The following is a 12,643-nucleotide window of genomic DNA, read 5'->3' as shown; positions in this document are numbered from 1 at the left end:
AGACCTGCAGATTCTTTCTTTGCATGATTGCAGCAAGTGACAGGGCACTACAAATTGTTAGCCCGCGGATTTTGTCCCACCACCTGCTCTGCATCGACGGGTACCTCAACCAGGATGGATGAGTGACCGGGGCTGTAGCTTTCACGCATGATCTCGGCCAGATTGCTCAGATCCGGCAACAGCCTGCGGCTTGACCAGCCGCATGCGCGCGCCATCGATCCAAAGTCGATGCGGTGCAGATCGCTGTGGTAGCGGGAGGATGAATAGTCGGGAATGACCACGGGCAGGCCCTGCACCATGATGCCGAGTGCGCCGTTGTCCAGCACGAACAGGACGAGGCCCAATGATCGTGCTTCGGCCAGGCAACCAGCAATCAGCCGGAAGCAGCCATCGCCCGTAAAAGCGAAGACTGTCGCGTCCGGTTTTGCAAGCTTTGCGCCGATAGCCGCGCCGAATGCTCCGCCCATTGCCGAACCGCGATAAAGCGAATGGAAGCGGACGTTCGGATGCGGGCGCTGCGTGACATACTGACGATCTTTGTAGGCAAGGCACACATCATCGAATGCAATGCTTTCCGGCAACCATTGACGATCGAGCTCCTGATAAAATCGGGCAATATCGATTGTCCCAGTGCGTGGCGGCATGATCTTGCGATCATTGAGATCAGCCACAAAAGCCGGTGCCGGGGGACGCGGCGGCCTGATATCCTCGAGCCGGCCGATCGCTTCGCTCAGAACCTGATCGATTGGCCCTCGAACATCGAAATATTCGCCGCGCACACGATGCCGAAACTCGCCTCCAACGCTGCCGTATGGGGCGGCCAGGTTGGTGAAATTCCATGTCGTATGGGCAGGTATGTCAGAAAAATTAAGGGTATATTCGTCAGGGCAAAACCCGAGGGTAATGACAATATCATCAGGGCCGAGGCTTCTCCAAAGCTGCATTGCGCGATCATTGCCGCCAAAGCCCAGATAGCCGAAACCGAAGATATTGTTGCGCGCGACCGCATTCGCCCCGTTTATGCTCCAGACGATCGGCGCCTGTAATACCTTGCACAAACGTGTGGTAAGGACAGGCATATACGGATACATGGCCGCCTCTTCGCCGGCGAGCACAATCACCCGACGCCCAACCGCTTGCCGCGGGAATTCGGCCAAGAAATGGGTTAGCGACCCATGGTCGATCTTGTTCGGTTTATGGGCGCGGTCACCGTGCCAAGGCTTATAGACCGGCTCAGGCATCATCTTTCCGAGTGCCTCCGGCGGCATCAGAAGAGCGACGGGCGAGCCCTGGGCGAGCTGTTTACGGGCTTGCTCAAGTTGTTCTTCGATACCGTCTGGATCGTTCAAGACGAATGTGCCTGATGGTAGCTCAGCCTGCAACTGAGCCACGACGCCGGCGCCCTCCGGGCTCGTGTCCTGCAGCGGTGCACGGTGTCGCGTATCTGACGGACTGAGAGGAATGAGGTAGATTGCCGGAATATTGTGCAATTTCGCATCACTCAGGCCGCAGGTCAGCAACCGCGTTGCGGCTCCCGTCGTTGCAATGGCTGCACTGATTTTCCCGCTCGCCAGATAGTATCCCAGAGGAATGAAGCCGGCGACGTACTCTCCGATATTGAAGAAAACCGGGACTTCGGCGCCGTCGTCGGGGACGACCATCGGCTCGAGATGCTTGAGCAAATGGATGACCCCTCCCCCCGTGACGCCGGCATAGTGGCGCACATGCCAGGTCCTAAGCGTGTCGATCAGGAATTCATATCCTGTTTTCGGCCCTGTTTCCGGCTTGACTACCCGAACATCGCCCGCCGTTTCGACTGCAAGATTCACCGTCATTTGCTCGCCTCTCCGCTATGACCTTCGTTCCTGAATTCCGCAAAGTATTGACGTGCGTTTCCCCGGACCGGTCAGGCCCGGAGGAAGCACGGTTCCGACACACAGCCGATCCCGATTACATGTTCTGGGGTAGAATTATGCGATGCGTTTTTCCCGGGAGAGCGCTTCCATACCCGCAACCGTCGCCAGAAGATCCTCATCGCAAAGCGATGCCTTCTGATCGGCGATATCCTTGAAACGGGAGAAAGCGAGATCAAGATCGGCATCGGAGCCGAACTCGACGCCCAGCGAGCGCATGCACATGCGAAAACCGTTACGACCCGAATTCTTTCCGAGCACCAACCGATACTCGTCGGCGCCGACCTCCACCGCCGTCATGATCTGGTAGGTCAACGGGTTCTTCAGCATGCCATCCTGGTGAATGCCTGATTGGTGCGAGAAGGCATTCTTACCGACGATCGCTTTGTTAGGCTGCACAACGAAACCCGTGATCTCCGAGACGAGACGGGAGGCAGCGGTCAATCGGCGGGTTTCGACCGACGTCCGGCATCGGAAGAAATCCTCGCGTGTATGCAATGCCATGACGATCTCCTCAAGCGACGCATTGCCCGCTCGCTCGCCGATGCCGTTGATCGTGCATTCGATCTGGCGCGCGCCCTGCCGGGTCGCTTCGAGCGAGTTGGAAACAGCCATGCCCAGATCATTGTGACAATGCGCGGAGAACACGGCCCTGTCAGCGTTCGGCACGACATTGCGCAGATAGGTGAATAGCTTGCCATATTCGTGGGGCGTGGCGTAGCCGACGGTATCAGGCAGGCTGACCGTGGTCGCACCGGCCCTGATCACCTGTTCCACGATACGGGCAAGAAACTCCGGCTCCGACCGGCTCGCGTCCTCGCAGGAAAACTCGATATCCTCTGAATAGCGTCGCGCGTGGAGCACCGCGCGAACGGCATGTTCGAGCACGTTTTCCGGTGTCATCTGCAACTTGTATTTCATGTGAATAGGCGAGGTCGCCAGCACGATATGGATGCGAGACGACGCCGCACCGGAAACAGCCTCCGCCGTCAGGTCGATGTCGCGCTCGACCGCGCGGCTCAGGCTGCAAATCGTACTGTCCTTGACGACGCGCGCCACGGCCTTGATCGCATCGAACTCGCCAGGACTGGAGACGGCAAAGCCGGCCTCGATCACGTCAACCTTCAGCGCTTCGAGCATAAGCGCGATCTCGACCTTTTCACCGGCGTCGAGGTTGATGCCGGGGCTTTGCTCGCCGTCACGCAAGGTAGTGTCAAAGATAATGATCTTTTCAGTATTCATGCGACTCTCCCGATCGATTGAAGCATTGGCATTGCCGAATTCGTAGGGGTTAGCTGTATGCATTACGCGCAAGTCATGGATGATCGACGCTTCGGGCGCATTTCATGCCAGCGGCGAAATTCACGTGATGCAAGTCCTGTCAGATCTGATCCTGTTTGGCCCGGCTCCGGAATGGAATGAATGCAACAGGGCCGCGATTGGAAGGGAGCTTGATCCCCACCAGGGCGCGGCGGGCAAATAGATGATCGATTTCCGTACCGGTCAGGTGGCTGGCATATTGCCGTTGCGAGGCAGTCCAGGCCGCATCGATTTTCGGAGCAAAGATTTCAAAACCTGGGAATTGAGTGTCCATAGCGCACCGAATGGTTACTATGGCGAAGATGGCTGCATTCGTGACGGCGGTATTTTAGAAAACTATGGACTATGCTTAGAAAATTACGGTTTTCTGCTTGGCCGGTGACAGCTGTAGCCGCTTTGCCACACTTGCTTCTGGCAGCTGGTATTTCAATGATATGGCGAGGGAGCGCCTGCCTCGGTTCGCGAGCGGATATGGGGTGCTCTTGAATGAATTCGAACCTTTTGCGCTTTGCCTGTCCCGTCTTGCGATCAATCACAATTGAAAACTGCGTCGATAAAGACCGTGCGGGAGCCTGAGCCGTACCCGGCAACTCATTGCCGGGTACGGCAATTCTGGTTAAGTCGCAGCCCCGATGGCGGAACCGCGGGCGCTCATACGGAGCACATAGTAGACTACCCCGGCGATGCCGACGCCGAAGAACCAGCCATAGGTTCCCCACCATTCCGGAAGGATGGACGTGAAGGTCGGCAGGATCGACGAGAACAGTACGCCGACCACGAAGGCTATAAAGGCATTTCTATGCCAGCCGTTCTGGAAGCGAAACTCGCCATTTTCCTGGTAGAGTGCCGCGACATTCAGCTCGCCTTTCCGGATCAGATAGTAATCCACCATCATGATCCCGAAGATCGGCCCCATGCTCGAGCCGATGAAATTGACGAAATGCGCGGCACTCGTCTCCCATGGCGCGAACGGGTAGAGCACCAGCGCGATCAGGGCCGCAATATAGCCGCCCCGCTTGAAGCTGATCTGCCTCGGGAAAACATTCGAGAAGTCGAATGCCGGCGAGACGAAGTTTGCGACCACGTTGATGCCAAGCGTTGCGACCGCAAAGGTCAATGCGGCAAGCAGCGCCAGGAACCAGCTGTCGAATTTCGCCGAGATCGCTTCGGGATGTAGAAGCACTTCGCCGTAGACGGTGAAGGCAGCCGTAGTGGTTACGCCAGCGACGAGGCAGAAGGCGAGCAGGTTGATCGGCAGGCCCCAGAGATTGCCTTTTCGTAAGGTCTTGGTGTCCTTGGCGTAACGCGAGAAATCGCAGAAGTTCAAGTAAAGCGCTGCAAAGTAAGTGATCCAGGTGGCGGCGACAGCCGCAAGCGCCGGGAAAGATCCAGGCTCACCGGGAACACCCGCGTCCTTCGTCTTTTCCAGCAGTATCTCGCGCGGAATTTCACTGCCGAAGGAAAACGTGCCTGCCTTGACCACCAAATAGACCGCAAGCACCAGCATCATGATCCAGACGGCGGGGCCGGCCAGATCCTGAAATTTGCGCACCGTCTCCATGCCGCGCTGGATGATCAAAAGCTGCAGCGCCCATACGACGACGTAGCAGATGACCTCAAGCGTTGAATGGCCGAGCATGTGGCTGTTTTGATGGAATGCGAGAATGTTCTCGTTGCGGATCAGAAGGGCGACGATGGCGCCCGAGGCAGCTGCGGTCTGGGCGCCGTACCAGAAGCAGGCAACGATAGCCCGCACCAGCGCCGGGGCGTTTGCGCCGAAGGTTCCAAACGAGGCGCGGGCAAGGACTGGGAAGGGCACGCCTGTCTTGACGCCGGCGTTGCCGACGAGGCTCATAAGGAAGAAGATGACCAGCGAGCCGATACCGATCGCGATCACGAAGTTGATGAAACTGCCGCACAACAGGAAAAGACTTGCGGCAAGATAATACCCCCAAAGGCTGTGAACATCCGACGTCCATACATTGAAGATACTGAACGCGCCCCACTTCCTCTCTTCGGCGGGCGCCAGGTCCTCGTTGTACAACGCAGGCGATGGATTTTGTATGGTCATTTCCCCTCTCCCCAATCTTTCAGAGTCCGTTGGACTCTTCGCGAAGCGTGCTCCCAAAATGCTTATATGGCAATCAAGACGCGATGCAGCGTGTGGCTTTCCTAGCTCATAATCGCGGCACTTCGTCATGCGATGCAAATACGCCAGGCTGTGCCTTAGTTGTAAATTCTCCCGCTTAAGAGCAGCGAAAATCCAGTATAGATTGAAAATAGATGCATTTATGCCATCGTGAAATGACATCCATCAGTTAAATTACTCAGCTATACACGAAAAAATAGTTGTCGAATTGCAACCATGCACTAAAATACAATCTTTAGAGGTTGCTGCACCTGCTAACAATTGATTGAAGTACTTCAATCAACTCACGCAATCTTCCGTTATTAATTGTTTCATCAGATGTATATGCCATCTTTCACGTTGCAGCGCCGATGCGACGAGCAGGATGCTCACGCCTGCAATGTTCCCGATCTTCAGAGCAGGCGATAGTCGCAACCTTCGTTGCGCCGGCGGTCACCGGCTCCCAAAAGTGGATGAGCCCATGAGCATTTTTCAGAACGCCAAGATCAGAGCAAAGGTTCTTTCCGTTATCATCCCGATCTGCCTGATCGGAATTGGCGGCACCCTGCTCGTGTCGTCTCAATACCGCAATACCGTTGCTGACTATTCCAAATTCATCTCAACAGATGAGGCAGCGACCATACAGATGTCGATGGCCAATCAACGATTGGCGGCGCTGGGTTACAATGCCTACCAAATCCGCCTCTACAGGTCCAAAGACCCGGAAATGGCTGGCGTCGTCAAAAGTTACGAGGAAAACAAGCAGGCTCTTCTGGAGCGCTTTGCCAATGTCAGGAAATTGGTTCCTGAGCAGGGGGCCGCAGTCGAAGACCTTTCGGGAAAGGCCAACGACATCATCGCCGTCACCGACAAGGCTGTGACGGCAGGTAAGAATGACGACGACGACACGGCAACCACGCTTTTGAAGCAGGCCGATGGGCTGATTGGCAACGAAGCTTTGGCCATTCGCCAATGGGTTGTTACCTTCAATGAAAACATCAGCGCCAAAAGCAAGCTGCTCAATGATCACGCGACGAGCACGATTACCGATGCCCTGATCGCACTCGGTATTCTTTTCGCCGCTGCTATCCTGATCGCGGCCCTGGTTTCCGCGCGCGGCATTGCCGCTCCGATCGAGCGGCTGCGGGCGCGCATGGTCTCGCTCGCGGACGGACATACCGAAGAGCCTGTTGCGGGGATCGAGCGCAAGGATGAAGTCGGTCAGATGGCTGCGGCCGTGTCCGTCTTTCGCGACAGCGCCATCGAGCGCATACGGCTGGAGCAGGAAGCCGCTGCCGGCCGCAGCCTCTCCGAAAAGGAAAGACTGGAGCGCGAGGCGCAAAAGGCCAAGGATGCCGCTGACGCGCAATTTGCCGTCGACAGCCTGGCAAATGGCCTCGGAGAGCTTTCAAATGGCAATCTGGTCTATCGCATCGAGCAGCCCTTCGTCGCCCATCTCGATCGCCTCAGAGCAGATTTCAACGCCTCGATGACCAAGGTCGAAGAGACGCTTGTCGCCGTCGGCCAGGGTGGTCAGGCCATAGCCGCCGGCGCCAACCAGATCCGCTCCGCAGCGGAAGATCTCTCCAAGCGGACCGAGCAGCAGGCCGCCTCCGTCGAGGAGACGGCCGCGGCCCTCGAGGAAATCACCACCACCGTCAAGGATTCCACCCGGCGCGCGGAGGAAGCAAGCTCGCTGGTCGGCCGTGCCCGGATCGGCGCGGAGAAATCCGGCGAGGTCATGCAACAGGCAATCGCCGCGATGGAGGCAATCTCGAAGTCGTCCGGCGAAATCAATAACATCATCGGCGTCATCGACGATATCGCCTTCCAGACCAACCTGCTGGCGCTGAATGCCGGCGTCGAGGCGGCGCGGGCGGGCGACGCCGGCAAGGGCTTTGCCGTCGTCGCGCAGGAAGTCCGCGAGCTTGCGCAGCGCTCCGCCACGGCGGCCAAGGAGATCAAGGCGCTCATTTCCACATCTGGACAACAGGTCGACAGCGGCGTCACTCTCGTCACGAGAACCGGGCAATCGCTGCAGCAGATCGTCAAGGAAGTGGAAGAAATCGACAGCAACGTGCGCGCGATCGTCGAGGCGGCCCGCGAACAGGCAACCGGCCTGCAGGAGATCAACACGGCCGTCAACAGCATCGACCAGGGAACGCAGCAGAACGCGGCCATGGTCGAGGAATCGACGGCTGCCAGCCACAGCCTGGCCAAGGAGGTGACGGCGCTGAACGATATCCTCGGGCAGTTCAATCTGCAAAATGGCCGCAGCCGCGCGCGACCGGCTGCCGCAACCGAACGGTCGAGCCCGGCCGCATCGCCGGCGCGCTCGCTCCGGGCCAAGATTGCCGGCGCATTCAATGGTTCCGGTGCAGCCACGGCGGCGTCGGCATCCTGGGAGGAGTTCTGATCCTGCGGGCCTCGGCCGTCCTTGAAGCGTCGTCAAGCTTTAAAAGCGAGGATCGCGGGAAGGTACGGCCTTCCCGCGATCGCGTCCGACCGATATGTTCTTGTCGCCCGGGCGTTGAAGCGTCCACGCCTCCCCAAAGGCAATGTCGGCTATTCTCTTTCTTGTACAGCCCAAATCAGCAGCTTGACTTTCAAGGATGGCGATACGACTGAGCGCCGCTCAATCGCAATATCCATCACTGTTGGAAACTTTTCTGCTTCTCGGAACTTTGAATACGAAGACGGTTTTCCATGAATGGAGCCTCTCGTTTCGCATGAGAGGAGTTCCGTCCACGGCTTGCGCGTGACTCTTCGAGCCCTATCGGCGAAGCCGGGAGGAGATGATGCCCCTAACATATAACGTCGGCAAACATGATGAAGGCTTCGCCTACCGCGTCGGCGATGTTTGGTCGGAGACGTTTCCCGATCACGAGAGCGCCCTTGCCGCGGCGAAATCAGCCGCGGCTCGGCAGCAGCAAGGTGGCGAAGACGCCAAGATAACCTACCAGCTTCACGACGGGCGCTGGCATACGGAGCATGTCAGCCGCGGTGAGGGCCCAACCACAAATGTCATCGATGAAGAGGATATGCCGTGACGAAATTGACCGGTTCGTGCCGCTGCGGGCAAGTGCGTTTGGCGGTTCGAGGAAATCCTCTTCGTGTCGGCATTTGTCACTGCACCGATTGCCGGCAGGAGAGCGGCTCGGCCTTTACCTATTTCGGCGTATGGTCTTCAGATGAGTTCGAATATGAGGGCGAAACGAGGGAATTTGCCGGACGGGAATTTTGCGCTCGCTGCGGTTCGCGCGTTTTTGCAATTCGCGAGAAGGAAGCCGAGATAAAGCTCGGTGTCCTGACCAAGGCACCTGTTCGCCTCACCCCCACCTATGAGCTGTGGACGAAGCGCCGGGAACCTTGGCTTGCGCCGATCGAGGGTGCGGAGCAACACGAAGAGGACCCGATGGTGAACTCATCCGAGTGACCGTCGGCTCTCTGGATCACTCCCAACGGGTCGTGCCCAGAACACATTATGGTGTCGAAAGCCGCCTTGATTGAGCTGATATCGGTTCGGATTTGCCGCAGGAGGAAACGCGAGAGAGCTTCTGAGAAAGCGGGATCGAAGAGATAGGGCCTCAGCCTTCGATATTGTCAGCTCGATCAAGGACGCGGGAAGCACTGCCATCAATCAGCCAAATTATCGCCCTGTCACCAGAGCTTACTCTGGTGACAGGGCTGACCGCCAACACTAGTTGTGGTGAAGGCGACCGGGGGCAAAATGCCCATATCCCAAGAGAAATGCATTGAACATGGACCTTAGTCTGAACACATGCTTCAAATGCGGCTTTCTTTTTTACAATCCGGCTTATTAGCGGAACTCGATCCTTGCCAGCCTTCACTAGATCCGTGTCGGGATCGCATGAGCGCCGAGGCCTCTTCAGATATTCTTCTGCTTTCCAAAGACGATGCTGAGATAGGTCTCGCCCGAGCGGACGACATGGTTGCGCATCAAGCGCTCCGCCAAATCGGCATCGCCCGTAACGATGGCTTCGGCGATGCTTGCATGCTCGCTGAGGGCCTTCTGCCGCTCCGTGGAGTCGAGATGAATGACGCGGCGAATGCTTGCATCGTAAAACTGCTGGCGCTCGATGAGTTTCGCGAGATAGCCGCAGCGAGAGCTGCGATGGATATGATCGTGAAACGTCTCGTTGAGCGCTATCAGCCTATCGGCATCCCCGGATGCGGTTGCCGTTTTCATGACATCGACCGTGCCAAGAAGCTTGGCTCCCGATGCTTTGTCTATACGTTTGGCGGCCAGATGCGCGATCATTGATTCCAATGCCGCACGGGCAAGGATCATCTCCTCCGCCCATTGCGTGCTGAAACGGATGGCGACGCCCCGGCGAGGCAAGGTCTCGACAAGCCCCTCCGTTTCGATCTGACGCAATGCCTCTTTGATTGGCGTCGTACTGACGCCGAATTGCTCTGCCAGCTGCCGCTCGTTGATCCTTTCGCCGGTCGCGAAGGCACCCGACAGGATGGCGCTTCTAATCGCGCGATAGACATGATCGCGTACCGTGACCTGTAAGGCCGGATCAATTTTTTTAAAGGCCGCCTCGCGCCCCGCACCCTGCTTCGCTTCGATCATTTTTGAATCTCGTTGACGGGTCTTCATTATTGTGACATCTGGTATATCAGATTTCAGATTTCTGTCGACATCAGAATTCGGCAAGCGAAATCGCCAGAAGAGGGGTTGAGGAGCCTTGAGGAGGATGCGCGACGCAGAGCGATTCATCGCCTTTTCCAACGTTCCAGCGGCAAATATCGGCCGCTCAAGGTCCGTGCCCCGCGAGCCGCCGACCATCAAATCCTAGGCTGTTTCAGGCACCGCGGCCCTCGGACGGCGGTTACCCTCCTTCTTCGAGCCAGGCGCATTGGTCCCAGCGGACGCTGCAGAGCCCCAGACCTCCCGAAAGGTTCCTTAGATGACAACGCATACTTCCAAGCCCATTGGCGTGCCTCGCGCCGGCTACCAACGGTTCGTCGTGCTCGCGCTCATTACGGTTATCCTGGCCGTGAGCACAGGAGATAGAGCAACCCTCTCTGTCGCTGGCCCTGGGATCTCGAAGGATCTCGGCATCAGCGCCGCGAATATGGGCTGGCTCTTTTCGGCATTCTCATGGAGCTATTTCATCGCACAGGTCCCGTCGGGTTACATAGTCGATCGGACGGGAGCCAAGGCGGCGATGTTGCTGTCGCTGGCCGGATGGTCGATCGCGATCACCCTTGTCAGCGGCGTCGGATATTTCGCCTATCCGGTGGTAGCGCTTTACGTATTGAGGTTCGTGCTCGGGCTGCTGGAGGGACCGGTCACGCCAGCCTCCGCTCGTATCATCGCCGCCTGGTTCCCCTCCGACGAACGAGGCGTTGCCGGCGCGATCTTCAACTCGGCTCAATATCTGTCTCTTGCGATCTTTACGCCCCTGATGGGCGCGCTGTTCCACTATCTCGGCTGGGAACACATCTTCTCCGTCATGGGTGTCATCGGACTGGTGTTGGCACTGATCTGGTGGAGAGCTTATTTTGCCCCCAGTCGTCACCCGCGGGTTACGAAAGAAGAGATCGCCTACATCAAATCAGGCGGAGCATTGACCGATGTGGGAGGGGAGAAAATCAAAGGCGACCAGGTGCAAGTCTCCACCCGGCAGGTCGCCCGACAAATTTTGACGAACCGCATGCTGCTCGGGATTTTCCTCGCCCAATATTGTATTGCCTCGCTTTCAACCTTCTTTATCTCCTGGTTTCCCAGCTATCTGGTTCAGGAAAGACATTTCTCGATGCTTCAGGCCGGATTCGTGGCATCCTTGCCGGCGATTTTCGGATGTATCGGCGGCGTCTCCACCGGATTTTTTTCCGATTGGCTCCTGCGCAAGTCGGGCTCTCTCAGCCTAGCCAGGAAAATCCCGATCACCATCGGCCTCGGCCTGAGTTCCACGATCATTCTGTGCAACTACACGGATGTAAATGCCATCGTCGTTGCGATCATGTGCGCTGCCTTCTTCGGCAAGGGTTTTGGGGCGCTTGGATGGACCGTCGTCGCCGACACCGCACCCAGGGAAGCGATCGGCTTGACTGGCGGCCTGTTCAACGCGGCAGGAAGTATCGGCGGGGTCATCACTCCGGTCGCAATCGGCTATATCGTCGAGGGAACGGGCTCCTTTCACGGCGCGCTCCTCTATGTGGGGCTGCATGTCATAGGCGGGGTCATCAGCTATTGGGTGCTGGTCGGCGAGATCAAGCGATTCGAGATTTCAAAACCATCTGCCGATCCTGTCAGCGCGGAGTTCGCGCTCGCCAAAAGCAGCGATCGCAACTAGCCGAGGTTTCGAAGTGTCATCGGACGACTGCCGATTGGCGCACCCTTGGGGTACGAAATAGAAAACGGTCGCCACCATCGCCAAGGAATATATAAACGCGGGCACGGACCAAAGGTGGCCTTTGGGCAATATCTTCAAGGCGCCGACTAGAGCCAGGCACCTGCGAGCCCGGTTTCGCCAGCCCCTCATCCGGTCGAGCGGATTGATCGAAAATCGGTATTCCTCGGCTTGATGGGACTCGATCCAATGCTCATTTTTTATAGGAAAATGTCGAATTTTCAATAATGTACGAGCCGAGAAGTTGACCGAAATTCCCAAGCGCTAACGCCACGATGCGGAAATAGGCACGGCGTAAAGGCGTTCTCCGAAGGGGACCACCTTTTGATGGTCATACAAGACAAAGCCTGAAACAAATTTTTCTCCAGACGCCTCGGCTAGAATTCGCAATCCAGAAAAGTCGGCGCACGATGCGGTAGCCGCCGCCTTTATCTCAATGCCGACAATGCGTCCTCTTCTGTTTTCGATAACGATATCGACTTCGTTCTGCTGCTTGTCGCGAAAATGTGAGAACTCAATTCGTTCTTCCCCGCCACCCGCGTTTAAGAATCTCGGCGAAGACGAAAGTCTTCAGCAATGGTCCAAATTGCCCCCTCTCTGCCCGTAGCCGGTCGTGAGAGAGGTCTCGCAGAGAAGCGAGAACACCAGAATCAAGAAAATGTATTTTGGGTGTCTTGATGAGGCGTTTCAGCTTATTGGAAAACCAGGGTTGCAAGGTTCGAGCGAGAAATAAGCTCTCGAATATGCCGACGTATTTTTTGTTGTGATGTGATTCATCCCGATGGCGGCTGGACTGGCTATCTTCTTGGCCAGCCTCGTTTTACCGGATTGTCAGGGGCCGACGATCAATACGACGCGCGCGTCCGACATGGCGTCGTTAATTCGTTGCTCGGCGA

The 12,643-nt window shown here is 57.0% G+C and carries 10 protein-coding genes and 1 pseudogene; 5 read left to right on the top strand and 6 right to left on the bottom strand.

Annotation, left to right across the window (positions count from 1 at the left end; all coding sequences use genetic code 11):
- Positions 1-47: 47 nt before the first annotated feature.
- Positions 48-1,835 carry a thiamine pyrophosphate-dependent enzyme gene (locus CCGE531_RS26790; RefSeq protein WP_120669615.1) on the bottom strand — a complete coding sequence of 596 codons (1,788 nt, stop codon included), beginning with the start codon at positions 1,833-1,835 and terminating at the stop codon, positions 48-50.
- 162 nt (positions 1,836-1,997) lie between these two features.
- A pseudogene (locus tag CCGE531_RS26785) lies at positions 1,998-3,155 on the bottom strand (2-isopropylmalate synthase); the annotation flags it as partial.
- A gap of 241 nt (positions 3,156-3,396) precedes the next feature.
- Here CCGE531_RS26785 and CCGE531_RS34445 point away from each other — a divergent pair.
- Positions 3,397-3,615, top strand: coding sequence for a hypothetical protein (locus CCGE531_RS34445; RefSeq protein ID WP_162944040.1), 219 nt, complete (start codon positions 3,397-3,399; stop codon positions 3,613-3,615).
- Positions 3,616-3,849: 234 nt separating this feature from the next.
- Here the strand turns inward: CCGE531_RS34445 and CCGE531_RS26780 are convergent, their stop codons facing one another.
- The gene (locus CCGE531_RS26780; RefSeq protein WP_120669611.1) at positions 3,850-5,304 is read right to left on the bottom strand and encodes an NCS1 family nucleobase:cation symporter-1; all 1,455 of its coding nucleotides are present in this window, start codon (positions 5,302-5,304) and stop codon (positions 3,850-3,852) included.
- Positions 5,305-5,842: 538 nt separating this feature from the next.
- On the opposite strand from CCGE531_RS26780, the gene CCGE531_RS26775 reads away from it, so the two are divergent.
- The 3 genes from CCGE531_RS26775 (at position 5,843) to CCGE531_RS26765 (ending at position 8,797) form a co-directional block, all read left to right on the top strand.
- On the top strand, positions 5,843-7,777 hold the full coding sequence (locus CCGE531_RS26775; RefSeq protein WP_120669609.1) for a methyl-accepting chemotaxis protein: 1,935 nt from the start codon (positions 5,843-5,845) through the stop codon (positions 7,775-7,777).
- Between the two features lie 379 nt (positions 7,778-8,156).
- Positions 8,157-8,411: a hypothetical protein gene (locus CCGE531_RS26770; protein ID WP_205586524.1), complete on the top strand. Its 255-nt coding sequence runs from the start codon at positions 8,157-8,159 to the stop codon at positions 8,409-8,411.
- Complete coding sequence (locus CCGE531_RS26765) at positions 8,408-8,797, top strand: GFA family protein (protein ID WP_120669605.1); 390 nt, start codon at positions 8,408-8,410, stop codon at positions 8,795-8,797. Before CCGE531_RS26770 ends, CCGE531_RS26765 begins: the two co-directional genes overlap by 4 nt.
- Positions 8,798-9,250: 453 nt before the next feature.
- Here the strand turns inward: CCGE531_RS26765 and CCGE531_RS26755 are convergent, their stop codons facing one another.
- A complete protein-coding gene (locus CCGE531_RS26755; RefSeq protein ID WP_120669603.1) occupies positions 9,251-9,961 on the bottom strand; it encodes a GntR family transcriptional regulator in 711 nt (236 codons plus the stop codon).
- Between the two features lie 337 nt (positions 9,962-10,298).
- Between CCGE531_RS26755 and CCGE531_RS26750 the strand changes: the two genes are divergently transcribed.
- Positions 10,299-11,690, top strand: coding sequence for an MFS transporter (locus CCGE531_RS26750; protein WP_120669601.1), 1,392 nt, complete (start codon positions 10,299-10,301; stop codon positions 11,688-11,690).
- A 321-nt stretch (positions 11,691-12,011) separates the two neighbouring features.
- Here CCGE531_RS26750 and CCGE531_RS35255 read toward each other — a convergent pair whose 3' ends face one another.
- Both CCGE531_RS35255 and CCGE531_RS35250 read right to left on the bottom strand, forming a co-directional pair.
- Positions 12,012-12,266: a DUF4143 domain-containing protein gene (locus CCGE531_RS35255; RefSeq protein ID WP_281024480.1), complete on the bottom strand. Its 255-nt coding sequence runs from the start codon at positions 12,264-12,266 to the stop codon at positions 12,012-12,014.
- Positions 12,262-12,462: a DUF4143 domain-containing protein gene (locus CCGE531_RS35250; protein ID WP_281024472.1), complete on the bottom strand. Its 201-nt coding sequence runs from the start codon at positions 12,460-12,462 to the stop codon at positions 12,262-12,264. Before CCGE531_RS35250 ends, CCGE531_RS35255 begins: the two co-directional genes overlap by 5 nt.
- Positions 12,463-12,643: the final 181 nt, after the last annotated feature.

The organism is Rhizobium sp. CCGE531 (assembly GCF_003627795.1).
Taxonomy (GTDB): domain Bacteria; phylum Pseudomonadota; class Alphaproteobacteria; order Rhizobiales; family Rhizobiaceae; genus Rhizobium.
The sequence above is the reverse complement of the archived record's forward strand: the minus strand, read 5'-3'. Positions and strand labels throughout refer to the sequence as shown.

What these genes read in the sequence shown, in the direction of transcription:
- CCGE531_RS26780 (WP_120669611.1), bottom strand. Translation starts at nt 5,304, where the DNA reads ATGACCATACAAAATCCATCGCCTGCGTTGTACAACGAGGACCTGGCG.
- CCGE531_RS26775 (WP_120669609.1), top strand. Translation starts at nt 5,843, where the DNA reads ATGAGCATTTTTCAGAACGCCAAGATCAGAGCAAAGGTTCTTTCCGTT.
- CCGE531_RS26790 (WP_120669615.1), bottom strand. Translation starts at nt 1,835, where the DNA reads ATGACGGTGAATCTTGCAGTCGAAACGGCGGGCGATGTTCGGGTAGTC.
- CCGE531_RS26750 (WP_120669601.1), top strand. Translation starts at nt 10,299, where the DNA reads ATGACAACGCATACTTCCAAGCCCATTGGCGTGCCTCGCGCCGGCTAC.
- CCGE531_RS34445 (WP_162944040.1), top strand. Translation starts at nt 3,397, where the DNA reads ATGATCGATTTCCGTACCGGTCAGGTGGCTGGCATATTGCCGTTGCGA.
- CCGE531_RS26770 (WP_205586524.1), top strand. Translation starts at nt 8,157, where the DNA reads ATGATGCCCCTAACATATAACGTCGGCAAACATGATGAAGGCTTCGCC.
- CCGE531_RS26755 (WP_120669603.1), bottom strand. Translation starts at nt 9,961, where the DNA reads ATGATCGAAGCGAAGCAGGGTGCGGGGCGCGAGGCGGCCTTTAAAAAA.